Source organism: Pseudoalteromonas sp. SR45-1, assembly GCF_014163655.1.
GTDB classification, from domain to species: domain Bacteria; phylum Pseudomonadota; class Gammaproteobacteria; order Enterobacterales; family Alteromonadaceae; genus Pseudoalteromonas; species Pseudoalteromonas distincta.
In genome coordinates, this window is sequence record NZ_JACJDR010000001.1 from 17,360 (window position 1) to 42,276 (window position 24,917).

The 24,917-nt window shown below is 38.0% G+C and carries 22 protein-coding genes; 14 read left to right on the forward strand and 8 right to left on the reverse strand.

Annotation, left to right across the window (positions count from 1 at the left end):
* Nucleotides 1-8: 8 nt before the first annotated feature.
* The 6 genes from serS (at nt 9) to H5089_RS00105 (ending at nt 5,128) form a co-directional block, all read left to right on the forward strand.
* On the forward strand, nt 9-1,313 hold the full coding sequence (serS, locus tag H5089_RS00080; protein WP_182711178.1) for a serine--tRNA ligase: 1,305 nt from the start codon (nt 9-11) through the stop codon (nt 1,311-1,313).
* A gap of 354 nt (nt 1,314-1,667) precedes the next feature.
* Nucleotides 1,668-2,354, forward strand: coding sequence for a hypothetical protein (locus tag H5089_RS00085; RefSeq protein WP_154903015.1), 687 nt, complete (start codon nt 1,668-1,670; stop codon nt 2,352-2,354).
* Between the two features lie 70 nt (nt 2,355-2,424).
* Complete coding sequence (locus H5089_RS00090) at nt 2,425-2,739, forward strand: hypothetical protein (protein ID WP_182711179.1); 315 nt, start codon at nt 2,425-2,427, stop codon at nt 2,737-2,739.
* Nucleotides 2,740-2,813: 74 nt separating this feature from the next.
* Nucleotides 2,814-3,929, forward strand: coding sequence for an FRG domain-containing protein (locus H5089_RS00095; protein WP_182711180.1), 1,116 nt, complete (start codon nt 2,814-2,816; stop codon nt 3,927-3,929).
* Between the two features lie 230 nt (nt 3,930-4,159).
* Nucleotides 4,160-4,579, forward strand: a complete 420-nt coding sequence (locus tag H5089_RS00100) for a hypothetical protein (protein WP_182711181.1) — start codon at nt 4,160-4,162, stop codon at nt 4,577-4,579.
* A 126-nt stretch (nt 4,580-4,705) separates the two neighbouring features.
* Entirely contained in the window at nt 4,706-5,128 is a 423-nt protein-coding gene (locus tag H5089_RS00105) for a hypothetical protein (RefSeq protein WP_259396021.1), read from the forward strand.
* Between the two features lie 196 nt (nt 5,129-5,324).
* Here the strand turns inward: H5089_RS00105 and H5089_RS00110 are convergent, their stop codons facing one another.
* Entirely contained in the window at nt 5,325-6,515 is a 1,191-nt protein-coding gene (locus H5089_RS00110) for a PQQ-dependent sugar dehydrogenase (protein WP_182711183.1), read from the reverse strand.
* Between H5089_RS00110 and H5089_RS00115 the strand changes: the two genes are divergently transcribed.
* Nucleotides 6,500-6,952, forward strand: coding sequence for a hypothetical protein (locus H5089_RS00115; RefSeq protein ID WP_182711184.1), 453 nt, complete (start codon nt 6,500-6,502; stop codon nt 6,950-6,952). The two genes, H5089_RS00110 and H5089_RS00115, sit on opposite strands and share 16 nt — an antisense overlap.
* A 103-nt stretch (nt 6,953-7,055) precedes the next feature.
* Here the strand turns inward: H5089_RS00115 and H5089_RS00120 are convergent, their stop codons facing one another.
* The 4 genes from H5089_RS00120 to H5089_RS00135 form a co-directional block, all read right to left on the reverse strand.
* Nucleotides 7,056-8,255: an Nramp family divalent metal transporter gene (locus tag H5089_RS00120; protein WP_182711185.1), complete on the reverse strand. Its 1,200-nt coding sequence runs from the start codon at nt 8,253-8,255 to the stop codon at nt 7,056-7,058.
* Nucleotides 8,256-8,711: 456 nt separating this feature from the next.
* Nucleotides 8,712-9,974: a valine--pyruvate transaminase gene (locus H5089_RS00125; protein ID WP_182711186.1), complete on the reverse strand. Its 1,263-nt coding sequence runs from the start codon at nt 9,972-9,974 to the stop codon at nt 8,712-8,714.
* A gap of 136 nt (nt 9,975-10,110) precedes the next feature.
* The gene (locus tag H5089_RS00130; RefSeq protein WP_154903022.1) at nt 10,111-10,770 is read right to left on the reverse strand and encodes a glutathione S-transferase; all 660 of its coding nucleotides are present in this window, start codon (nt 10,768-10,770) and stop codon (nt 10,111-10,113) included.
* A gap of 10 nt (nt 10,771-10,780) precedes the next feature.
* Nucleotides 10,781-13,072, reverse strand: a complete 2,292-nt coding sequence (locus H5089_RS00135) for a peptidase U32 family protein (protein ID WP_182711187.1) — start codon at nt 13,070-13,072, stop codon at nt 10,781-10,783.
* A gap of 506 nt (nt 13,073-13,578) precedes the next feature.
* Between H5089_RS00135 and H5089_RS00140 the strand changes: the two genes are divergently transcribed.
* The 3 genes from H5089_RS00140 to H5089_RS00150 all read left to right on the forward strand — a co-directional run bounded on the left by H5089_RS00140 (nt 13,579) and on the right by H5089_RS00150 (nt 17,856).
* Nucleotides 13,579-14,682 (forward strand): endonuclease/exonuclease/phosphatase family protein, encoded by a 1,104-nt coding sequence (locus tag H5089_RS00140; RefSeq protein WP_182711389.1) that lies wholly within the window; start codon nt 13,579-13,581, stop codon nt 14,680-14,682.
* Nucleotides 14,683-14,859: 177 nt separating this feature from the next.
* Nucleotides 14,860-17,247 carry a GGDEF domain-containing protein gene (locus H5089_RS00145; protein ID WP_182711188.1) on the forward strand — a complete coding sequence of 796 codons (2,388 nt, stop codon included), beginning with the start codon at nt 14,860-14,862 and terminating at the stop codon, nt 17,245-17,247.
* A gap of 189 nt (nt 17,248-17,436) precedes the next feature.
* Nucleotides 17,437-17,856: an MAPEG family protein gene (locus H5089_RS00150; RefSeq protein ID WP_002963227.1), complete on the forward strand. Its 420-nt coding sequence runs from the start codon at nt 17,437-17,439 to the stop codon at nt 17,854-17,856.
* A gap of 127 nt (nt 17,857-17,983) precedes the next feature.
* Here the strand turns inward: H5089_RS00150 and H5089_RS00155 are convergent, their stop codons facing one another.
* Together H5089_RS00155 and H5089_RS00160 are read right to left on the reverse strand one after the other, a co-directional pair.
* Nucleotides 17,984-19,831, reverse strand: a complete 1,848-nt coding sequence (locus tag H5089_RS00155; RefSeq protein ID WP_154903025.1) for an ABC transporter ATP-binding protein — start codon at nt 19,829-19,831, stop codon at nt 17,984-17,986.
* Nucleotides 19,832-19,927: 96 nt separating this feature from the next.
* Nucleotides 19,928-20,764, reverse strand: coding sequence for a hypothetical protein (locus H5089_RS00160; protein ID WP_182711189.1), 837 nt, complete (start codon nt 20,762-20,764; stop codon nt 19,928-19,930).
* Between the two features lie 224 nt (nt 20,765-20,988).
* Between H5089_RS00160 and H5089_RS00165 the strand changes: the two genes are divergently transcribed.
* The gene (locus H5089_RS00165; RefSeq protein ID WP_182696479.1) at nt 20,989-21,393 is read left to right on the forward strand and encodes a GFA family protein; all 405 of its coding nucleotides are present in this window, start codon (nt 20,989-20,991) and stop codon (nt 21,391-21,393) included.
* Nucleotides 21,394-21,399: 6 nt separating this feature from the next.
* Here the strand turns inward: H5089_RS00165 and H5089_RS00170 are convergent, their stop codons facing one another.
* Complete coding sequence (locus H5089_RS00170; RefSeq protein WP_182696478.1) at nt 21,400-22,197, reverse strand: hypothetical protein; 798 nt, start codon at nt 22,195-22,197, stop codon at nt 21,400-21,402.
* A 149-nt stretch (nt 22,198-22,346) separates the two neighbouring features.
* Between H5089_RS00170 and H5089_RS00175 the strand changes: the two genes are divergently transcribed.
* The 3 genes from H5089_RS00175 to H5089_RS00185 all read left to right on the forward strand — a co-directional run bounded on the left by H5089_RS00175 (nt 22,347) and on the right by H5089_RS00185 (nt 24,901).
* Nucleotides 22,347-22,760: a hypothetical protein gene (locus tag H5089_RS00175; protein ID WP_002962719.1), complete on the forward strand. Its 414-nt coding sequence runs from the start codon at nt 22,347-22,349 to the stop codon at nt 22,758-22,760.
* Between the two features lie 173 nt (nt 22,761-22,933).
* On the forward strand, nt 22,934-24,337 hold the full coding sequence (locus H5089_RS00180; protein ID WP_002962717.1) for a M28 family peptidase: 1,404 nt from the start codon (nt 22,934-22,936) through the stop codon (nt 24,335-24,337).
* Between the two features lie 117 nt (nt 24,338-24,454).
* Complete coding sequence (locus tag H5089_RS00185; RefSeq protein ID WP_024594685.1) at nt 24,455-24,901, forward strand: DUF4826 family protein; 447 nt, start codon at nt 24,455-24,457, stop codon at nt 24,899-24,901.
* Nucleotides 24,902-24,917: the final 16 nt, after the last annotated feature.

Sequence of the window (24,917 nt, forward strand, 5' to 3'; positions counted from 1 at the left end):
AAACTAACATGTTAGATTCTAAATTTTTACGTCAAGACATCGAACAAACTGCAGCACGTTTAGCAGCTCGCGGTTACGAACTCGATGTAGCGACGGTAACGGCACTTGAAGAAAAACGCAAAACATTACAAGTAAAAACGCAAGAACTTCAAAGTCAACGTAATGCAAGCGCAAAAGCAATTGGTCAAGCCAAAGCTAAAGGCGAAGACGCACAGCCACTACTTGATGCAGTAGCTAACTTAGGCAGTGAGCTAGATGCCGCTAAAACAGAGCAAGATGAAGTATTAGCCGCTATTAACGACATTGCTTTAGCAATTCCAAACTTGCCAGACGAGTCAGTACCTGAAGGTAAAGATGAGGACGACAACGTTGAAATTTTAACGTGGGGCACACCTAAAAAGTTTGATTTTGAAGTTAAAGACCACGTAGATGTAGGCCAAGACCTAAAAGGTTTAGACTTTGAAATGGGCGTTAAAATTAGTGGCGCACGCTTTACTGTAATGCGCGGCCAAGTTGCGCGTATGCACCGTGCACTAACGCAATTTATGCTAGATACACACGCTGATAAAAACGGCTACACAGAAATGTATGTACCGTACCTAGTAAATAGCGCAAGCCTTTATGGCACCAGCCAATTACCTAAATTTGCAGGCGATTTATTCCACACATTAGGCCTTGTAAATGACGACGGCGAACAACAAGCCGGCTTTAGCTTAATTCCTACAGCAGAAGTACCGCTTACAAACAGCGCCCGTGACGAAATTTACGATGAAAGCGATTTACCAATTCGCTTAGTTGCTCACACTCCGTGTTTTAGAAGTGAAGCAGGCAGCTATGGTCGCGATACACGTGGCCTAATTCGTCAGCACCAGTTTGATAAAGTTGAACTTGTACAGCTTGTAAAACCAGAAGACTCAATGGCAACGCTTGAAGAGTTAACAGGTCACGCAGAGCAAATACTACAAGCGCTTGAGCTTCCGTACCGTAAAGTAATTTTATGTATGGGCGACATGGGCTTTGGTTCAGCTAAAACATACGATTTAGAAGTATGGTTACCTGCGCAAGACACATATCGCGAAATTTCATCATGTTCAAACATGGCTGACTTTCAGGCGCGTAGAATGCAAGCACGTTTTCGCCGTGAAGGTGTTAAAAAGCCAGAGTTACTACATACACTAAATGGTTCAGGTTTAGCAGTTGGTCGTACACTAGTCGCCATACTAGAAAACTACCAACAAGCCGATGGCACAGTAGTAGTACCAGAAGTATTACGCCCATACATGGGTGGACTAGAAGTAATTGGTAAACAATAAAATTCAAGTTTAAGTTAAGCAAGCTTTAAGCTTGTAAATCTTAATTCGAAAGCCGCTATTTGTAATTAATAGCGGCTTTTTTGTTGTAGGTTAAAGGCAAAAGCTTAGAGAAAAATTTAAGTTATCTTTTTAATAATATCGCTTACACCTATTTTTTATAGTTCATTACTTTTTTGTCCGATATTACTGATCTCTACCATCTTGAGGCATTTCTACATTAAGGAAGCTTAAATATCGGCTAACTAGTTGTTTACAAATGCTTATTAGCTGGTTAAATTAGAACCTTTGTAATATTTGGACATTTTTCGGTTTATAAACCGACAAATGTCGGATACAAAGTTGTTAGGTAACCTTATGATACTTCGCGATGTTCAATTAGTTAACGGTGGTAAATCGAGTAAAGAGAAGCTTGAACAAAATAAGTACTTGATGAACTATTGGAACTTAGTTGAAGATATTTTTTGTATATATCTGCCTGATAAGTTTGATTTTGCAGGGTTGGCAAAGCTGAATGTATATCTGGGAAGATATTCAGGTGAGGATTACATCCCACCACGATCTGATGGAATAGCGGCTTATAAAAGAGATGACTTTATATTCGATGATTTTTGCGAACTTTCCGACCATAGTAAATGTGTTAAGTCTCTTTATTATCTAACTGATTCTCTTAAAATTATAGGAAATAGGCTCAACGTACCTTTTGAGATTTTAAACACCATTGATCTAATTGCTGAAAAGGTCTTAGGTTGTGATTTCCAGTTGGAACGAATACATAAAAAAACCAGCAAATGGAATAAGTCTAGGAATATCCGAGCTACTACGACCCTAACTTATAAAATTGGCGGGATAGATATCAACTTTGCATTGATTGATAAGAGTGGTAGTGTTTTATACTCAAAGCAATTATTTTCGAACCAATTCAGGGACTCAACTTGGTTTATTCTTTTCCACGGAGCATGGCGTGACTCAATTTTCACAATTACTAATAGAGTTGAGAAACCTATATTTTCAATTGATAGCTCGGAGTTACCGGTTACCTAACAAAACCATTAACCGGATTTGTGGAAGAACGCCACAAACCGGTTATGGTAAGTGTTATACGTAAGGGATCATGACACATATTAAGCTAATGCCAGATTATGGCTGTTATCCACTTTGGTACTACAACGATGATACTGTTGGTTGTATTGATCCTGCATCAATAAGTCTTTCAGAAAAACTGGTCACAGATTTAAATGAGTGGCAATATGAATTCGACAGTACGCTCAATCATGATGATCCAGCTAAATCAGGCTTTTTATCTAACAAATTAGAAAGTGATTTCGTATCTAAAGGTTATTTATTGGCGGTAGAGTTGCAAAATGAGCTTATTAATACAAGGGTTATTTACTTCGACATTACGAGGTTGTGTGAGCAAAACGTATAACAAACCAATGAAGTCGGACATCCGCAAAGAGCGCGGCTGCCGCTTATTGGGGTGTTATATGCAAGGAGAGTTCAGTGGTAGCTGATAAATGGAATCACGTAGATAAAGCCTTTATGTTTTTTTCTGAAAAGCATAAAACTAAGTCTAAGTTTAAGCTTTCAGAATTAGCTAAATATACTGATTGGAGCATTCCTACGGTAAGAACCTATCTAAGAAAAAAATGGTCAACGTTGTTAGTTGAGGATAAAGGCACTTTTACTGTTAGTGATTCATTCTCTAAATACGATAAAAAGAGTTTTAGGCAACATCAAAGTCAGATGAGTGAGATTGATGACCGTAAAAAGCGGACATCAATTGCCAACCATACGTCAATTGGTAGTGTACGAACATTCTTAGGCGAGATTGAAAAGCTTAATTCTAATGGTGAATTGTATTATCGAGGGCAAGGTTATTTTGGATTTAAAGCACAACCTTCGATTTATAGAAATGACGGGCTCATAGAAAACGAACATAGAATGTACCGTGAAATTATTACTAAATGTCCAAATGACTTCCAAGAAGCTGCGAGCACCTTTGAACATTTAGTAAAAATGCAACATTACTTCCTTCCCAGCAGACTTTTAGATATTACTAAAAACCCCTTAATTGCTCTTTATTTCGCTTGTAGTAGTGAAGAAAATGATGACGGAGAGGTCATAATTTATGATTTTGATATGAATGATATCAAATTCTATAACAGTGACACTGTTTCTGTAATTGCAAACTTAGCCCGAAGACCTCCTGCTTTTTCAATTGAAAATATTAAATTTAAAAGTGAAGAAGATTTTAATAAAGAAGGTGAAATCAAACTTCTTTTACATGAAATAAAAGAGGAAAAGCCATATTTCGCGCCCCTGATTAAAGCTGAGCATTTGGAAACTGTTGTTTGTGTTAAGCCTAGACTAGACAACCCAAGAATTATTAAGCAAGAAGGTGCTTTTCTATTGTTTGGTATCAACAATAAAAAGACGAGTTGCGCGGACTTTTCTGAAAGCAAACAAGCTCTAATAGATTCTAAAAGGCTAATTGTGATGAGAGAACACAAGCATAAAATATTAGAACAATTAGCATCTTTAGGAATAATGAGATCAACAATATATCCAGAAATTGAACACGTAGCTATGCAGATGAAAACCAAGTATGAGAGTTAATTGCATAAAAAAATAACAGTGACACCCATCCTATTTTTTGCAGTTTAGTGAAGTGCCAGATTAATTTGCAATTGGAGTGGCTGTCTAGTTTAATGCGAGCTTTGATATCACGCGTAAACATTCAACAATCGATTGTACCCAGATAAAAACCCGGCTATGGTTTGTTTATCAAAATAAATAAACCAGCTAATTTATAGGCTCGTTATGTCTCACGGGGGTTTTATCGCTCTATGAATGTTTTTCTAATAATTGCAGGTACATTAAGTGCTGTTGTAGCAACTTTGCATTTAGGTTGTATCTATTTTGGAGGTTCTTGGTATCGGTTCTTCGGTGCAGGAGAGCAAATGGCATTACTTTCTGAGCAAGGAAGTATTCAACCAACTCTTATTACTAGTGTAATTGTTCTGATTCTATCAACTTGGTCATTGTATGCATTTTCAGCCGCAGGTGTGATTTTTAAACTTCCATTCATCCGCCTAGCTCTTATACTAATAACTTTTATTTATTTAGCCCGCGGTGTTGCTGGATTTTTTTTAATAAATAACCCTATGGGGCGTTCGCCTGAGTTTTGGGTTTGGAGTTCTATTATTTGTTTATCTTTTGGTATTGTTCACCTTGTTGGTTTAAAACAACAATGGGCAAGCTTGTGAGTAAAGTGTAATCTAATAAAGAATCAAACAAGGGCCATTACAATTGGCTTTTGGTAAAGCATTATATTTGTGGTTAACTACTGGTCGCAAATAATTGACGGAACAAGGAATATTAAAATGGATAAAATGTCAGTTCACTTAACCTCTAAACCTTTAGAAACTTACCCGCAAAAACAAATTTTAAAGATGGTAGCTGATGAAGTAACCGAAAAAGCGACTGTGCACAAAGCAGCGGATCAAAGTGACCAAGTGGATATATCTGAAGAAGGAAAAGAAAAAAGTCTGGAAGATCAAAATCGAGAGGCGTTACGTAAATTATCAGGCAATGAAGATGTAAATCAGGCATCGCAATCTGAAGAAGACCCACTTGATGAACAGATTGCTGAAATACAAGAAAAGATAGAAAAACTACTACAAGAAGCTGCATTATTACGCAGTAAAGAAGATGAAGAGTCACAAGCTAAAGTGAAATTACTAGAAGCCGAAATTACAGGGCTTAACACTCAACTTATTGAATTATTGAGACAGCAATTAGAAGCGGGTAAATAACAAGCACAGTAAGTATATGCAAAGGGAATTGGAGACAGGAACGTTATTAATAACATAATAAAGACGCTCATCTTAATTTTAAAACTAAAGGGGTTAACCCCTGATCTTACTGATCAAATTACTTAATTAACCAAAGTGGCTTATTGAAAGCCGCTACTTACTTTAAAAGCGCAGCGGCTTTTATTTGCTTTATGAATTAGTTTGCTGTCATCAACATTAGCTTTGCCTCTTTACCGTCTGTTAATACCGCGACGTTACCTTTATCAGTTATAAGCACATCTCTTAACCTGCCTGCGGCCTTGGGAAATACGTGAGACTGCGTAAATTCACCACTGGCCAGATTAACGCTGTACAGCTTTTTATCAACAAGGGTAGTGATAAGCACATGTTGCTGTAACGAAGGAAAAGCTGCATGTTTAGAGCCGTAATACGCCATGCCTGATGGCGCTATTGATGGCGTCCAATTAACACTTGGTTTTTGCATGCCTTTATATTCGGTAAATGGTGAAATACGCGCTTGCGAGTAATCTTTACCGTAGGTGATTACCGGCCATCCGTAATTAGTGCCAGCGGTTAAGTAGTTTAGCTCGTCACCGCCTGCAGGGCCGTGTTCGTTGCTAACAATTTGCTGCGTATCGTAATCATAAACTAAGCCTTGAGGGTTACGGTGACCAAGTGAGTAAACAGCATGTGCATTTTGGTTTTCGTGATTAATAAATGGATTATCTTTTGGGATGGTGCCATCTAGGTTTATACGTAATATTTTACCAAGTTGGCTTGTTATAACCTGTGCTTGCTCTCTAAAGTCAAAGCCATCACCCGTTGAAATTAATAATGTGCTATCGGGTAATACGAGGGTGCGACCAGCGTAATGTTGTGGTGTGTTTTTATCAGTCGCTACTTTATAAATAACGTCAGGCTTTGAAAAGTCAGTGCCATTAAACGTGGCTTTGGCAACAACCAGCCTGTTTGCGCTTGCATCACCTTGGGCATAAGTAAAAATAACTTCTTTTGAGTCGTTATAATCTGGTGATAAAACAATGTCGAGTAAACCACCTTGGCCCGCAACGTATAAGCCCTCAAGGTTTAATTTTACTCTTGATTGCACGTTGTTCTTAACTATAACTACATGACCATCACGCTCTGTAATTAACCATGTGCCGTTTGGTAGTTCAACCATGCTCCACGGAGACTGTAATTGCGTAGCCAGTGTTTGTGTACTGTATTGCTCCTTTGGTAGCGCAGCGCTTGCATTAACAGAAAACGCACAAAGCGAAAGCAGAGTAAAAAAAGAGATACATTGTTTACCGGGCAAGCCTTTGTTAGCATGGCCAGTATAAGAAAAAAGCTTTATTTTAAGTTGAGATAACCATGTCGTTTTTAACACGTGTATTGCCTTCATTTTTAGTTTCTTGGTTACTTACATTCACACTAGCTAGCTTGTTTCATAGCCAATACGTTGTCAATCAATTAGTTAATGTAGGTGTAGTGGTGGGCTTTAGTGATCGTGCTAGTTTAACGCTTGATGATTGGTTAGGCCTGTTACCTACCTACGGCGCTATTATTGCCGTAGCACTTGCCATCGCTTTTTTTGTTACCGCAAAGCTTAATAAAAAGGTTCAAAAATACACTACTCAGTTATTTGTTATTGCTGGCATTGTGGCATTTGCTATTGTGTTAATTGCCATTGAATCAATTATGAATATTCATATTATAGCGGGCGCAAGAGGCTGGGGTTTTTATGCTCAACTGCTTGCAGGCGCGGTAGGTGGTTTTACATTTTCGCAATTATTTAAAGTAACTAAAAACCAAAAAGCGTGTTAGATGTGTGAATATAAGTACGGTTTATACGTTATATAGTGATTAATAAATAAAGCCCGCTGTTTATTATAAACAGCGGGCTTTAAATATGGCCTTTAGAAATTAATTAGAAAATTAAACTAATCAGTTTGTAGCTACTTAACCCAAAAATTAGGATTAAAACGGGTAGGGTTACCAGGTTTAACAGCAAAGAATTTGTGTAGTTTCCCATAACCCCTTTTTGATTAACCAGCCATACAAGGTAGGTGCTAACAATAGGGAGTAATAACCCGTTAGCCGCTTGCGCGAATATAATTACCGCGACAGGGTCTAAACCGAGTGACGCCACCGCAGCACCAAACAATAAAATAACAATAGCGACGCCTTTAAAGCGCGTGTTGCTCATATCGTTAGACCAGCCTAACATGCCACACACAGCATAAGCACCGGCAAGCGGCGCTGTAATAGCACTTGTTAAACCTGCAGCAAATAAGCCAATAGCAAAAAAGTAATGAGCGGCGTCGCCAAGCAATGGCTCTAGTTGCACGGCCATGTTAGCCGCACTAATTTGCCCCGCATCGGTGCCATAAAATGCAACTGAAGCTGTAGATAAAATAGCTAAAGTGATCACACCGCCCAAAGTGATTGATAGGCCTGTATCAACATTTGTTTGTTTAATCATTTTTTGCATGTCGCTGTTACTGTCGTGTCTAGCAGCGAGTACGCCGGAGTGCAAAAATAAGTTATACGGCACAATGGTAGTGCCAACTAAAGCTAGTATGGTTGTAATAGAGCCTTCAGGCATACTAGGAATAAAACCAGCAAATACATCACCCAGTGAAGGCGCTGCCATTACAAGTGTTGAGATAAACACTAAGCTCATTAAAATAACGAGTAAAATTAGCGCGTTTTCAACCACTTTATGTTTGCCGCTATACAGTAAAACAGCACTTAACAAAGCAATAAGTGGTGTCCATAGTTGGGAGCTAACTTGAGGGAATATTTCAATTAATCCCATGCTAGCGCCACTTAAGTTACCCGCTTCATAAGCTGCACTGCCCACACCAATGGCGCTGATGACTAAAAATATAGCTAAAGATTTAAATAAAGGCGTTTGAATATGTGCTCTGAGCGCTTGAGCTAAATCTTGCCCGGTGGCAACGCCAAGGCGCGCCGCCATAGATTGTAATAATATAGTGGCAATTACTGAAAACAGTAATGTCCATATAAGTGCAAAACCAAAGTTTGCACCTGCCACGCTGGCGGTAGTAATGGTCCCTGGTCCAATGAAGGCAGCGGTGACGAGTAGTCCTGGTCCTAATCGCATAATTGACCTTAATAGTGCTATTGCATGTTGCTATTTAAAGTTACATCTTACGTTTAAAACCAATATTTATACGCGATGCCGATTGTGTTAAAGCTGTCACTTACAGTAAGTGCCTTGCAGCAGTATTCGCTCCTTGACGATTTCTTTTTTAATAGGCATATGTTATACCAACCCGCAATAATACTTAATCAATTTGAGGGATTAAATCTGACGCTAATTGCGTTAAAATTTTCTGATATAGAACAACTAAATAACGAAATTTTTGCCTGGTTATCGACACGATTTTCTCACCTCAGAGAGATCACTTAATTAAGCGAATTGCTATTAAAAAAGGGCGCGTAGGATACCAACTTGTATATAAATTTAAAGGGGATACAGTGCGTTTGCATGAATTTTAAACGAATATATAAGCGAGTTAAATGAATGATGCCGATATTTATATCGGCATCAGTATATTTACTTTATTAGGCTTTTAATCGCTTCTAAGCCTTTTTTTAGGGTATCTGCATCGGTAGCATAGTTAATACGGATACACTCGTGCTTATGCGCCCAATCATTGTCAATGCCGATAAAAAAGTTATGACCTGGGATCACATACACGTCTTTCTCTTTAAGTTGTTGATACAATACCTCGCTTGTTATTTTTGCATCTTTAAACCACAGCCACATAAAAAATGCACCTTCAACTTTGTGCAAATAAACAGGCAGTTCGGCAAATACTTCGTCAAACAACTCAATCGCTATGTGTGCTTTATTACGATAAAAAGGCAGTACAACATTACGACACAGTGGCAGTAGTTCGTTGTCGTTAATTAAGCGTGTCACTAAGCTTGGGCCAATACTATTTGGTGATAAAACCATGCTGCCGTTTACGCGGCCAATTGCTTTAATAATCTCATTATTGGCAACCACAATACCGCTGCGTAAACCCGGTAGGCCAAGTTTTGAAAGTGACATACATAAAATAATATTTGAGTTCCACGTTAGGTTTGCATCGGTGTAAATACAACCTGGGAACGGATCGCCATATGCGTTATCAATAATGAGTGGAATACCATATTGCTTAGCAAGTAAATCAAGGTGTTTTACTTCATCATCAGTAATTACATTACCTGTTGGGTTAGTAGGGCGTGATACGCACAGCGCGCTTATGCTGCTGTCGTTTGTAAGTGTTTTTTCAACTGCTTTAAAATCAATGACGTATTTAAACTGTTTTGATGTGCTGCCTGTATTCAAAATTTCGATATCAGGCTTTATGGCAACAAACATATCAGCCGATAAACCTTGATCGGCATAACCTATGTACTCTGGCGCAAGGGGAAATAAAATCTTTTTATGGCTGCCATCCGGCATTTCGCCTGCCAACATATTAAACAGCACAAAAAAGTTAGCTTGGCTGCCATTACCAAGTGCTATGTTATCGGCGCTAATATCCCATGCATACTCTTTACTTAGCTGGCCTGCTAATGCCGCTCTAAACTCGTCGTTACCGGTTGGGCCGTCGTAAAGGCCAAATACCTGCGATACCATGTTACTGGCAACGAGTTTTTGTAATTCACTTAAAAAAACCTCATTTACTTGTGGTACTAATGCGGGGTTACCGCCACCCAGCATAACAATATTAGGATTGTTGCTATTTTTAGCACCACCTAAATCTTCCATTAACTGAGTAATGCCGTTGGGTTGTGTAAATTTAGTGCCAAAGTTTGAGTAGTTCATAATGCATAGCGTTTGTTAATAATGGGGAGGGCAGTATAGCGTAAATAAAGGGCTTAAATCCGATGATGAGAATAATTCAATGCTAAGATTTACAGCTAGTTAAAGTAATGTAATTCCTTATAAAACAAAGGCTAATTTAAGACTTTTTAACGCCGTATAAAAACTCTTCGCCGCAGTCCATATACAAATCAAATTTGGCCATGACTTTGGTGAAAATAGGGGCGTGTAAAAACTCGTTTAACCATGCACGAACATGCGTATATTCACTTTGTAAGTACCAGTGTTTATCTACGCGGGCAAACTGTCTAATAAATGGCAGCAGGGCATAATCGGCTAGACTTTTTTCATCGCCTATTAAGTATTTATGCGTGGTTAGTTTTACTTCAAATTGCTTAATAAACTCTTCGCAGGCTTTTTGATAATAAATTTGTGCCATGTCTTTTGTACGAGCATAAAATTTGTACTTTTCGAGCACCGGTTTAAATTGCGTGTCGTTTAGCTTAATTAACTCAAGCATGCGCTCAAGTGCTAATGGGTCTTGAGTATGCAGTAAATTATGCGGATCGTTTTGCTTTAAAGCCCACAGCATTATATCGAGGCTTTCATCTATAACTTGGTTATTAGGCAGTAATAAAACAGGCACCGTGCCTTTAGGCGATATTTGCAACAGATGCGGCGGTTTATTTTTAGTTTTTATAGCGCGTAGAAGTACTTGTTGCTCTGCCATTAAAATACCCATTCGTGCACGCATTGCGTATGGGCAGTGTTGTAATGAATATAATAATGGCAATGTCATGTTAGTTACCTTAGCTGTTTAGGCCTTCAACATACTGCTGGCGGGTTTGTACTTTAACCAAGCTATTTAAGTGTTCAACCGCTTGTGTTTGCCCGTTAATTAAATCTTGAAAATGCGCAAGTAACACGGCTTTATCCAGTTTTTCTTTATCGCCTGAGCCAATGTCGGTTAAATCAATCATAAATTCGTCAAATTTGTCGGCAAAGTCACTCACAATATCCATGTTTAAAAATTGCTCATGGTTGTAAATACTTGGGTAGCCGCCTTTTTGTTTATCAATAGCAAAGCTAATACCTTTAACATTGGTAACGGTGGTTTCTTTTTTACAGCTCAGCATACAGCTTGCGTCAATACGTGGTTTTTTACAGCCAACGGTTTGTTGGAAAAAACACTGTCGGCTAGTCATCATTAGTATTGGATGATAAATGCTGTACATCATTTTAAAATTGTTAGGGCGTTTAATATTACGCATTTGTGGTTTGTTTATTTCGTTTGAAATAAACGCGCCTTTTGCGTTTAAATCTTCTTGTAGTGTTAGTAACGCATAAGAGTTTGTGGTGTTTAACAACGGGCCTGCAATCCAGTCAATACCCATTTGTACTGCTTTAAATGCAACGCCTGTGTTGTTACTAATAATAAGCTTAGGTTTTACAACCTCGAGCAAACGTACCGCTTCTTCAAAATCTTTACCAATTAACACCGCCGGAAACCACGGAATTAAATGTGGGTGCTCTAAAAATACATTAATGTATTTATCGTTATCGGTTCTAAAGCTCTCTGGTAATTTAAAGTAAACATCGCCATCTGTTAAATCACATAGATGAACGTCTTTTATGTCCGATATTAAAATAGAGAGTGTTGTTTTGTTATCGGCTTTAGGGTGGTTTACTAGTTTTGGCAGTTCAACAGGGGCGAGTACGTCTTTGCCTTCGTTTAATAAAAACGCGACTTGCTTTTTAATACGGGCAAGCTCTTTAAACGGAATGCTCAAGTTGTTGCCTAAGTTTGAGTAATCCATATTTTTAATTTCAAAATTGGCATTACTAAAGGTTTTAAAGCGTTTATCAATAGCTGCAATGTCCACAATCGATTTATCGGCGGTTTGCATAGGCATTTGCGATTGAACTTCAAAGCGTAGAGGTTGCAGAGCGCTTTGCTCTGCTAGGGTGTTGTCGTGTTTATCGTTTATTGTCAGTGTTACTGTAAATGGCTGGTTTAATTGGCCGCTAAACTCAAAGCGTAGTTCTCGTTTTGAAATATCTAAAAACTCAATCTTCTTTTTAACTAACGTATCAATGTCATTTTTTTCTGCGGCGAGCTCTTGTTGTGCATCGTAAATTTGCACAACCGAAATCGCGTTACTCTTTTCGTTAGCGTGATCAAAGCTATGGTCGCGCGGGTTGTCGGTAAACATGTTTTTTGTCATGTCACCTTGCAAAAACTTATTAGTAAAATTACGGTTAAATACTTTGTATAAGCTTGAATCGTCTTCAATTAAATTACCTGTTTGTACAAAGGTATCTATTTGTTTGCGCCAGCTATCAATAACGGTATGTACGTAGTTAGCACCTTTAATGCGGCCTTCTACTTTTAACGAGTCAACACCCGCGGCTACCAACTCCGGTAAATCAAAATAGGCTGAATTATCTTTTAAGTTTAACGGATGTTTGTTACCCATGGCGGTTGGCTCGTATTCATCACGACATGCTTGTGAGCAACGACCACGGTTACCTGAGTTACCCACACTTACTGAGCTTGAATAACATTGCCCCGAAAACGCAATACACAATGCACCATGTACAAACACCTCGGTTAATACATCGCATTTGTGCGCTACGTCGGTCAATATTTTAATTTCAGTTAAGTTAAGCTCGCGCGATAAATTTACACGTGTAGCGCCAATGCGCGCTAAAAACTCAACCTGTGATTCGTTATGGGTGGTTAACTGAGTTGATGCGTGAATATGCAAAGTAGGAAAGTGCTTTTTAACTATATTGAACAACCCTAAATCTTGCACAATAATGCCATCGAGCGTGGTATTTACGAGTTGGTTAAGTAGCTTAAATAGCGCGCCCATTTCGTGCTCTAATATAACTACATTTAGCGTTAAAAATATTTCACAGCCGTATTCATGGGCTAGGCGAAGTGCGCCGTTAAGCTCATCAAACGAAAGATTAGACGCTCGGTTACGTGCATTAAAGGTATCTAACCCACAATAAACCGCATTAGCACCGGCTACAATGGCGGCTTTTACCGCGTTAACATCACCGCCTGGGGCTAATAGTTCAATCTTTCTACTCATTACAATGTCGCTTCGCTCATATTTAATTGCCGCGAATTTTATATGGTTAAGCACGTTAATGCTATTTATTGAGGGATATAATAAAGACTAATACCAATTCGCTTAATTAAGTGATCTATTTTGAGGCTGGAAAAACGTGTTGTTAGCTAGGCAAAAAATTCGCTATTTAGTTGTTCTCGGCAATTGCTCCTGCATTGCTCTACCTTCTGCATCCATGCAGTCGTAAATGAGAATTTTTTAACACAGGTAGCGACACGTTTAGCCCCGCAAAATGATTAAGTATTATTGCGGATTGGTATAAAGTAAAAGAGTGTATAAAATTACAATTAAGCTGGCTGATTTATTACGTAAACATGTAATAAAATGATAGTTTATAAGCCAGCAACACTTTCAACTTTACTTAGGCGATACCCATCAGCAATCAAGATCTTAAACAGTTAGATACAGATTTAAAAAGTGATGAATCTGGAATTATTAACACCCAACTAAAAATAGCCACATTTAACCTGTTTAACTATCTTGAGCCGCCCAATGCATACTATGAGTTTGAAAAAATTTATACTGTGCAGCAGTGGGCTAAAAAGCAGCGTTGGATTGTTGATTACTTAACAGAACATGCCCCTGATGTGATTGGTTTTCAGGAAGTGTTTAGCATTGACTCATTAAAAGAGCTAGTAGGCGAGCAAGGTTATAATTACTTTGCTGTAGTTGATACGCCAGAGGTGATTGATGACTTTATTTATAAACGCCCTGTAGTGGCAATCGCCTCTAAATACCCCATAGTTGAAGTAGCAGCGGTTGAGCACGATAGTGAGCTTGCAATTGCGCTTGGCCTTAATAGTGAGTTTACTTTTAGTCGTAAAGTACTAAGAGCAACTATAACGCTGCCGCATATAGGCAATACTGATTGTTACGTGGTGCATTTTAAATCTAAGCGCCCAATGATTAATGTCGATGAGCATAATAAAGAGCTTACACCCGAGCAAAACATAATTGAAATTTTAAAAGCGAATGTAGCGGGTGGGTGGGGCTCAACTATTCAGCGTGGCAGTGAAGCTACATTACTAATGATACAAATGATTGCCCGTCGCGAAGCTACGCAACAACCCATGCTATTAATGGGGGACTTTAATAATGAACTAGCGGATGGCGTATTAAGCCATTTACTGACAAGTACGCTACGCTTTGCGCCTGCATTTGATGCTAAAACCTACCTCGCTAAATATTGTTTAAATGATTCATGGGATTTGTTTGTTAAGTCGCAGCTAAACGAAGATGGACTATTTAATGGTGAGGCAATGACTAGCGATGAAATAAGCGATAGTGAAAGCAATAGCATTTTTGATTTAGCTGATGAAAACGAAGCAAAAAATGTTAATGCAACTAAGCTTATGCCCTTAAGAGCACCAACACATTATTATGGCGCGAGCAGCTCCGTGCTTGATTATATTTTATTATCTTGTGAGTTTGATGCCAGCTACCTTGGCAGTTTTTTTGAGGTGATTGAGTATAATACTTATGATCGTCACTTAATTAACCCCGAATTTGAGCGTGATGATTTAAGTACCGATCATGGTATTGTGTTAGTTACACTAAAACTAAGAAGCTAGGCTTGCTCTATGCATAATTATGCTAAAATTATAAATTAAAAGTATTCATATAGCAGCAATACTTGATGTATTGCGCCGGTTTGTATATTTTATCATCAGCCTTTTGAATTGTATTAATAATAAATTACTAAAATGGTAAATATGGAATTTTATACCTACTTGAATCATAAGCGAAATATGGATTTACCTTCGCAAATACATAGTTTCAATGTAAAGCGAATTTATAATTTTACATTTTTAGTGAAAGCTTTGCTTTTTGCTTTGTTTGTTAGCTTAAACAGCGCTTACGCACAAGAAACCACCTCATACAATTTAACTAATGAATCTAATGCAGGGCTGCTAAAAAGAGCTGAATTACTTATAGATACTGACGTTATAACAAGTATTGAACTAAGTAAGTCGTTGTTGTCACAAGCGCAAAGTGCTGATGACACGTTACTCAGCGCAAAGCTACATAACTTGCTAGGTAGGGCGAATAAAAAAAATAACAATATTAATGCATCGCTCGAACACTTTTTACAATCCTCTGTTTACTACAGCAAATTAAATGATTCACGAAACCAAATAAAGGCGTCTATTAATTATATAAATATATTATTAGAAGAAAAACGTTATGACGAACTTACTACACGCATTGAAACTTTATTACCAACAACCCTTGTATATGGCGATGACTTTTTTATAGCGCAAGTGCTCCTTACTAAGGGGGATTCGTTTTATGAACAAAAAAAGTACAATAACGCGAACGCGCAATATACATCTGCTTTAAAATACCTTGTTGACGAAGACGAATTAATACAAAGACAGTTAGGTGAAACGTATAAAAAATTAGCTCAGTCGTATAAACGCCTCAAAAATAGAGAGCAAACGGCTCACTTTTATACAAAAGCTTTAGAGGTATATTCTAATTTAGGTGATTTAAAGCTAATGGCGCGTACTTTAAATACACTAGCAGAAGCACACCGTTATTTAGATAACTTAGTTTTAGCCCTTGATTACTCCACTCGCGCATTAGAAATACATAAAGACATTGACGACCCTGTTGGCTTTGCTAAGGCATTACTAGGGGCGGGTATTATTTATCGTCATATTAACCTTTATGAAAAATCACTTGAACATATAAATGAGGCATATTTATATTATAAAAAAGTAAATAACATGCTTGGGATTGCTAAAACATCAAATCAAATGGGACTGGTGTATACACGATTAAGGCAGTTTGATCAGGCCGAATTTTTCTATCAAATAACTATCGATTTGCCAAAAGGTATGGTCGAGGAAAAAACGCTCGCTTCAGCTTTAAGAGAAATGGCTGTTATTAACCTCGAATCTGGCGACTTAGCATCAGCAATGCAATATGCTAAAAAAGCTTATATCACTTATAAAAACAAAAACCTTACATCGTACATTTCTACAACAGCACGTATTATTGGTAATATTTATCGTGCCCAAGGAAATAACAACAAGGCTATAGAGTATTACAAAGAGTCATTGTCGTTTGCCAGAGAAGCAGGTGGTAAACTTTATGAGATAAAGTCGCTTACTGCGTTAGCCGCGATTTTAATTGGAATTGATACAAATGAGGCGATTATCTTACTTAAAAGATCACTCGCTTTATCAACGCAGTTAGATGATAAGTTACATATGCTATACGCTTATCGTGAAATTCGAATAGCCGAAAAGCTGCGTGGGCGCATAGACGAGTCACTTCGTTACGCGGAAGAAGAAATAGCCCTGACCGATATCATTCAAAATGAAAGAAATGAAGATAAATTGGCGCTTGAAAAAGCACATTTACATTCGCACAAAATGGAAATAGAGCTTGAGACGTTAAGAGAAAAAGAAAAACGCCATCAGCTTGAGCTTGAAAAGAAAAATAATCAAATTGAAATCGCCGCCCAAGCTAGAGTTATATCAGAGCTAGAGCTTTCAAAGAATAAATACGCCAGTATTGCGCTAGCATTTTTATTAGCCGCTTGTTTAGCTATTGTATTACTGGTTTATAGAAGTTTTATTGCCTCTAAAAAACGTAATGAAGAGTTAGACTATTTGGCAGCAAGAGACCCTTTGACCAATTGTTATAACCGTCGTATTTTATTTGAGGTTATGAATCGCGACTTTATGGATTTACCTCAGATTGAAGAGTACTGTATTTTAATGGTCGATATTGATCATTTTAAAAGCGTTAACGACACCTATGGGCATAGCATTGGTGACACAGTACTTTGTGGCGTAGCCGAACTTTTACAAGCTAATATACGTAAAAGTGATAGCGTGGCCCGTTTTGGTGGCGAAGAATTTTGTATTATTTTGCCCAACACAACTCAAGAGCAAGCAATACGTATAGCTGAGGCTATTCGTATTAAAGTTGAAAAAGCGACATTTGAAGATATTCCTGTTACGTGTAGCTTTGGGGTTACGTCTATTAAATTTAAAGCCAGAACACCTTCTGAGTTGATTGAACAGGCTGATTTAGCTCTTTATGAGGCTAAGTCCTTGGGGCGTAATCAGGTAGCGTTATGGGATGCTTCGCTTGAAGAGTTTAAACTTTATAGATCGGAGTAAATCCAGCAGTATACAGTTTAGTTTTGATGTTATTTTTTAAAATTATAACAAGTAAATTTTATACAATGCTGTGTGTTACTTACATATGTAATTAGGTCTATTAGATTAACCCTTTGAATATCAGTATGTTAGCTTAGGCTTCAAAATTGCAATCAATACTAAGTTAAAAACAAAACAAGGGATTTAATAATGACTGAAGTTGCACTTTCGGCCTATTTGGCATTTTACCTCTATTTAATTATGTTGCTTGTACAGTGGGCTGTGGCTACGTTTAGCAAAGCTAAAGAACCAAATGCTGTACCAGGTAAAATTGACGAGGATTTATCGCACGACAGCTTTATATTTAGAGCACATCGTACGTTTCATAATACGCTTGAAAACAGTGCATTATTTATAGGTACGGTGTTATTTGCGTTTGTAATTAATTATCAAAGCCCGATTTTTGCAATGTGTATTTGGGTGTATTTAATTGCGCGTTTAATTCACATGGCGCTGTACTACGCTATAGCAACGGAGAAAAACCCAAGCCCACGTAGTTACTTTTTTTTAATCGGCGTACTTGCTAATGTGGTTATGCTGATAATGATAGGGTTAAGGCTAATCTCTTAATTTATAAAAAAGTTATAAAATTTATTTATAACGATAAAAAAAGCGAAGAGCCTTTAAGGCATCTTCGCTTTTTTGTTTAAAGTAGAAGCAGAATAAAACTACCTCTACCGTAATGTAATATTAATGGCTAATCGACGCCTATAAACCCGCCTGTTTGGTGTGTCCATAGGGCTGCGTATATTCCACCCTTAGCGATTAATTGTTCATGAGTGCCTTGCTCAACTACGCCGCCGTCATCAAGTACAATTAATCTATCCATTTGTGCAATGGTTGATAGCCTGTGCGCTATGGCAATAACTGTTTTACCTGTCATTAAATCATCAAGACTTGCCTGAATTGCGGCTTCTACTTCTGAGTCGAGTGCGCTGGTGGCTTCGTCGAGTATAAGTATGGGTGCATTTTTAAGTAGTACACGTGCAATAGCAATACGTTGGCGTTGACCGCCTGAAAGCGTAACACCGCGTTCGCCCACTTGTGCATCAAAGCCTTTATTGCCTTTGCTGTCGACCAAGTCGTTTATAAACTCAAGCGCCTTAGCTTGTTTGGTCGCGTTGATCATCTCATCGTGGGTTGCATCGGGGCGACCGTACAAAATATTGTCTTTTACTGAGCGATGAAGCAAGGAGGTATCTTGCGTTACCATTGCTATGTAGCGGCGTAGGCTTTCTTGGCTAACGTCTGTGATGTTTTGCCCATCAATTTTTATTGTTCCAGAGTCGGTATCGTAAAAGCGCAGTAATAAGTTAACAAGTGTTGATTTACCCGCGCCAGAGCGACCGACTAAACCAATTTTTTCGCCAGGTTTAATATTTAAGTTTAAACCGTTCATTACAGGGCTGCGATTAGTCTCTTTTGCAGCTTTGCCGTAGTTAAAGTGTACGTTGTTAAACTCAATAGCACCTTGGCTTACGTTAAGCGTATCAGCATTTGGTTTATCGGCAACTTCGATAGGGTTCGACAGTGTTTTCATACCATCGGCTACGGTGCCAATGTTTTCGAACAAGCTGCTTATTTCCCACATGATCCACTGCGCCATACCGTTTAATCTAAGCGCTAAGCTAACAGCAACAGCAATAGCTCCGGCGCTAATTACGCTAAGCGACCATAAATAAAGTGATACAGCGGCAACCGAAAATACTAATAGGTAATTTAAGCTTTGAATAACAAAGTTTAAACTGGTTACTAAGCGCATTTGCTTGTACACAGGCTGTAAAAATACATCCATGCTTTGTTTTGCGTATTGCTCTTCACGCTGGGTATACGAAAACAATTTAATAGTTGAAATGTTAGTGTAACTATCAACAATACGACCAGTCATTTCTGAGCGCGCATCGGCTTGTGAGCTGGCAATTTTTTTAAGGCGCGGTACAAAGTAAAGTTGCACGCAAATGTATAAAACCAACCAAACTAATAAAGGGATCATTAAGCGCCAATCAGCTTCGGCAACTAAAAATACCATTGAGCCAAAATAAACCACGATATACATTAATACATCGAGTAGTTTGGTCACTGTTTCGCGAACGGCTAAAGAAGTTTGCAGTACTTTAGTGGCTATTCTTCCTGCAAATTCATTTTGATAAAAGCTAACACTTTGGCGCAGTAAATAACGATGTGCTAACCAACGAATTGACATAGGATAATTGCCAAGCAATGCTTGGTGCAAAATAGCAGAATGGAAAAAGACAACAATGGGCAATACTAATAACAGCATGACAGCCATTTTAATAAGTTCAGACTTTTGCTCTATAAACAAAGTTTCGGGCGTGTAGGCGGTTAACCAATCAACAAGTTGGCCCATGTAGCTAAATAAAGAAACCTCTAAAATAGCGAGCATGGCGGCACTGATTGACATAAGCAGCAACGACAGTTCCATTCCTTTGGTGTAGTGGCGACAAAAAGCAAATAAAGTAGAAGGCGGCTGAGTGGGTTGGTCCTCAGGAAATGCTTTTGTCATTTTTTCAAATAATCGATACATTTTAAAACTTAAATGGCAAATAATGACGAGTATCATACCATTTAAGTATTTTTAAATGCAGGTTTGTAGGGCACTAATTATGAGTATTATTCTTATTTATTGCGTTGGGTTACTTAGGTTTATTCCTTCGCTCATGTATAAATCGTCATATCTGAGACCACCATTTCCGTAAGGCTTTTTAATTGGGCCTGTATTACAGTTTGCTAAAAAGTATATAAGAGGTTGTTCGCGCTTCATTCTAAATTGTGCATTTTTATATACCAGCGTTTGACTGTTAAACTCACCACCTTTTACGTAAACATCATATTGCTGACCTTGCTCTGAGGCTGCTGCGTTATTAACAACGTACCATACGTCGTACCAAGTATTTGTTTGCAGAGGTTTAGCTGACTGTTTTGTAGTGTAGTTTTGAATGTTGCTATATCCGCTGTCGGTTTTAACCATTAAAGCGCCATCGTTTACAAACCCGTTTGATTCTGTTTTATCGGTTACGCGAAGTGTTGGCTCAAACGCATCGTACGCATGTTTATTTATTAGCGCTGGAGTAAGGTTACTCAATCCAAAAGCATGATTATTAGGAAACGCAGCGACGTTTATACGTATATAAAATGTGTAGGTTTGACCAACTTCAACCGCTTGTGGAAGCTTTGTATAAGAAAGTGCTTTACGATTTCCTACAATGCCCTCAGCCGCAGGCTTTTTTAGTAAATAATGATTTGTTGATGAGTTTGCTTGTTCTGATTGTATAACTGTTATTTGTGGATTTTTAACCTGTGGTTTAGTTTCATTTTGGGTATCGACACTCTGCCACTTGCTAAGTGAACTTTCAAAATCATCAATAAGCAGCCAATCGTTCGATGTACTTTTGTGAATGTTTGAACACGCTGAGAGCGTGCTGAATAAGCAAAGAATTAGAATATGTTTGGAATGCATAATTGGCTCTCGCAATATTATTGATATTTGGTTAACCAATTTTAATTTTGGCTATAGCTTTTTATTAATAACTATATAACCAATTTAATTTTTTTATGTCAATCACTAAAACAAAAGTTATGGTTTAATAGAGCTTGAGAAATATAATGTTGTTATTGTATTTATAAAATCAACTCAGCAAATTTTAACTGAGTATAAAAATAATTTAATAGTTAGGATGTTATATGTATACGGGTTCGTGTTTGTGTGGTGAAGTAAACGTTGAAGTGTCGGGCAGTATAACCAGCATTATTCATTGTCATTGTTCACTGTGCAGAAAAAACAGCGGGACTGCATTTGCAACCAATGGCTTTGTAAATACAAGTGACTTTACAATAACAAAAGGTCAAGAACGACTCAGTGAATATAGTTTTAAAGCAGGGCGCACACGTTATTTTTGTAGATGTTGTGGCTCGCCTGTTTACAGTAGCAACAGTGATGACAAAAGCAGAATACGAATTCGTTTAGGAATATTTGATAGCGATATTACTGAGCAGGTTTTATCGCATAATTTTGTTACGTCTAAAGCTAACTGGGAGAAGTTAGAAACAAGCTTACCGTGCTATGAAAAACATGAACCTGGGCGGTAAAGCGTTTCATTCAATGTGGTAAATGCTGTTAATACTTTTATAAAGGTCTGGCGCAAAGTTTATAAACACCGGTGAGTTTTGTATTTCATCAACGTTTATATGCATTAATGTTTGCTGGCTTAGTATGATCACTATATTTTTGTATTCGTTAAACTCTATTATCGCTAAGCACTTAAAATGTTGCCTTAAAAGTACTAAAAGCATTTGCAGCTCTTGGCCAGTTTGTGGGTTTAAATTAATGATTACTTGCGTATTTTGCTCACTGCAGCGATTTATATTTTGCCAAAAGCTATCGCTGGTTAAAAAAGGCTGATGATATTCACCACTAAAAATATCGATAGTGATTACGTTAAAGTGATCAGGGCATTGGGTAATATATTGTTCGGCGCATTGTAAATAGCTGCTGTGCTTAATTGGTAACTTAAAGTGCTGTGCAGCAATTAAGGCAATGTTTGGGTTTATTTCTACCGTGTTAAATGTATTGATGGTGTTTATGTAAGGCGTACTACTTTGCAAGTGATACATAATTCGCTCAAACCCTGCAGTGCCTAAACCTAAATTTAATATATTGAGTGTATCTACCGGTTTAAGTAAAAATAACATCATACATTGGTTTACAGGTACTATTACTTGCTCTGGGTGCGTAAGGTTCATAACGCCTTGAATTGTTATGTCTTCATTGGTTTTTTGTGCAAGCGTTAACCACCGATATTCTTTATTTTGATACACGCATACGGGGCCGTACGCGCTTTGCTGCGACTCAATAAGGTTACTTTTAATTGTATCTTCTTTTAGTTGACGCATAACTTAAACTATTAATGTATACACAATTACAGTGTGCCACGAAAATCGCATTTTTTTATAGATTATTGTGTAACAAGGTTTGTAATTTAACCTCTAAATATAATATTGTATTAGCAATTAATTACTTAGACGTTATTCAAGGATTGGAAATGGGATTGATTCTAGGGCCTGCTGTTTTAGCGTGGTTTGCGGTATTTATCTATTCTTTACGATTAGGGTATGTGCTTATTTATAAAAATATGAGCGTATTAACCACAGTGTCTACTTTTGCAATTAGTATTGTTGGTATGTTGGCTTTTATGACGTATGGATATAGGCAGTTTGTAAACAATACCTCAGTTTGGGCATTTGAGATCCCAAGTTACTTTTTATTTAGCAAAATAGCTTTTATAGGTGTGTTGAGTGGTTTTTTACTTAACTACTATATTAAGCCTGAAAATAGTTCGGAGTTTTTGAGCTGTTTAGCATTTGTATTAATATTTATGTTTTCTGCTGGTGTGCTTGCAAGCTTAGGAGGACATGAGGCCTTTTTGAAAGAATTTGATATTAAAACCACTCATTAAAAGTATGCATAATAAATTTTGGCCAGTACCTATAAAAGGTAGTGGGCTTTTTACTATCCTAATAAACTCTTGTAAATGCGCTTTAGCGTGATCCTTTCTGCATCTACCTCAAATGTATTGCCATAAAATCTTAGTTAAGTAATGGTTACACTATAATAATTAGGAGCTAATAGATGCTTAAAACACCTTTGAAAATCACAACAACGTTACTTAAATTTACTGCAATTGCAGGCGCCTGCACACTTGCATTATCAGCACATGGGAAAACACAACTTCAATACACAGAACAGCAAAAATTACATGATATAGCAGCTCAAGTATCAGCCGAACGTATTGGTAGTGACATTCAAACGCTGGTGGATTTCGGTACTCGCCATACGCTTTCAGAAACTAAATCGGATACTCGAGGCATTGGTGCGGCCAGGCGCTGGATAAAAAATGAATTTGAAAAAATATCCGCGCAGTGTGGCGGTTGTTTGGAAATCATTGAAGTAAAGGACACTATATCTGGCGAAAAACGCATTCCTAATCCTGTTGAAGTGGTTAACATTGTGGCTATTCAACGAGGGTCAAGCGAACCTAATCGCATGGTGATTATGTCGGGTGATATAGATTCTCGTGTAAGTGATGTTATGGACTTTACGAGTGATTCACCTGGGGCAAATGATAACGCATCAGGTGTAGCGGGAGTAATTGAAGCTGCTCGTGTTTTAAGTAAATACAAATTTAATGGTTCGGTAGTTTACGCGGCGCTTTCGGGCGAAGAGCAGGGTTTGTTTGGCGGAAAAATATTAACGGCTTATGCGCAAAAGCATGACTGGCAAGTTCATGGCGTTTTAAACAACGATATGATTGGCAATATTACCGGTATTAATGGGGTAACTGATAATACAACTGCGCGTATATTTTCAGAAGGTACCCGTGTTGTAGAAACAAAAGAGCAAGCTAATACTCGCCGCTTTACGGGTGGTGAAGTTGATTCGGCGAGTCGAAATTTAGCGCGCTACATAGATACTATTGCTGACAGATACATTCCTAACCTAGATACAATGCTTGTATATCGATTAGATAGATTTGGCCGTGGTGGGCATCATCGTCCATTTAATGATGCAGGTTTTGCAGCAGTGCGTATTATGGAAACTAACGAGCACTACGATCGTCAGCATCAAGATTTACGCACTGAAAATGGCGTTGAGTATGGCGATACTATTGAAGGCGTTGATTTTGATTATACAGCTAAGTTAACTTCACTTAATGCGGTAACGATGGCATCTATGGCGTGGGCGCCCGCACCACCAAAAGAAGTTAAAATAAAGGGAGCTGTTACAGCTGATACGTCGTTTTCATGGCAACAAAGCAGTGATGAAAATATTGCTGGCTATAAAATTTATTGGCGTTACACGAGCGAGCCGCAATGGCAGTTTAGTAAATACGTTGGTAAGGTTTCACAGTACACACTTAAAAACGTAGTGATTGATAATTATTACTTTGGTGTAGCCTCTGTCAGTAAAGACGGTGTTGAGTCGCCAGTAGTATTTCCGGGTGATGTGGGTTCGTTTGATCACAATATAAAATAATAGTTTGGCTAAAAACACAGCAAACAGAGCGCTTTAAGGTGCAAATGACCGTTTTATACTTGCACCTTATTTACTAAGCCCTTAGAGTGTTAAAAAAGAAGTAAAAGGTTAATAAAAATGCAGCAACAAGAAAAAAAGCCGTTAACAGCAAAAGAACAAGTTATAACTGATGAGCAAAGAATGCAGTGGCAACGCGAATGTTTTCAAACAGCGCAAAAGCATTTAGCCGAAAAGGGCATTATGCCAAAATCAGTAGTTGATAAAGACAGTCGATTTTTAGCACCACTTTGTGCAATGTGGAAATTTAAAGCACAGAACGGTAAAACATATTGGGTAGTAACAGGGCGGTTACCTACAGATCATGCTGAAGTAAGTGCAGCTACAGATGCTCGTGATGCAATGCGTTACTTTTCTTTGCAGTGGCAATTAAAAGCGGATCAGATTATGAGTACAGGCGCGCGTGATAAAACACAGGTAGACTTTGCTAACTTACTTATCAATAGAGCCCATGGCTTGTACGAAATGTATGATAATGAGCCGCTGTGGGCAAATGAGGCAAAGTAACGACGGTTTGGGTTAA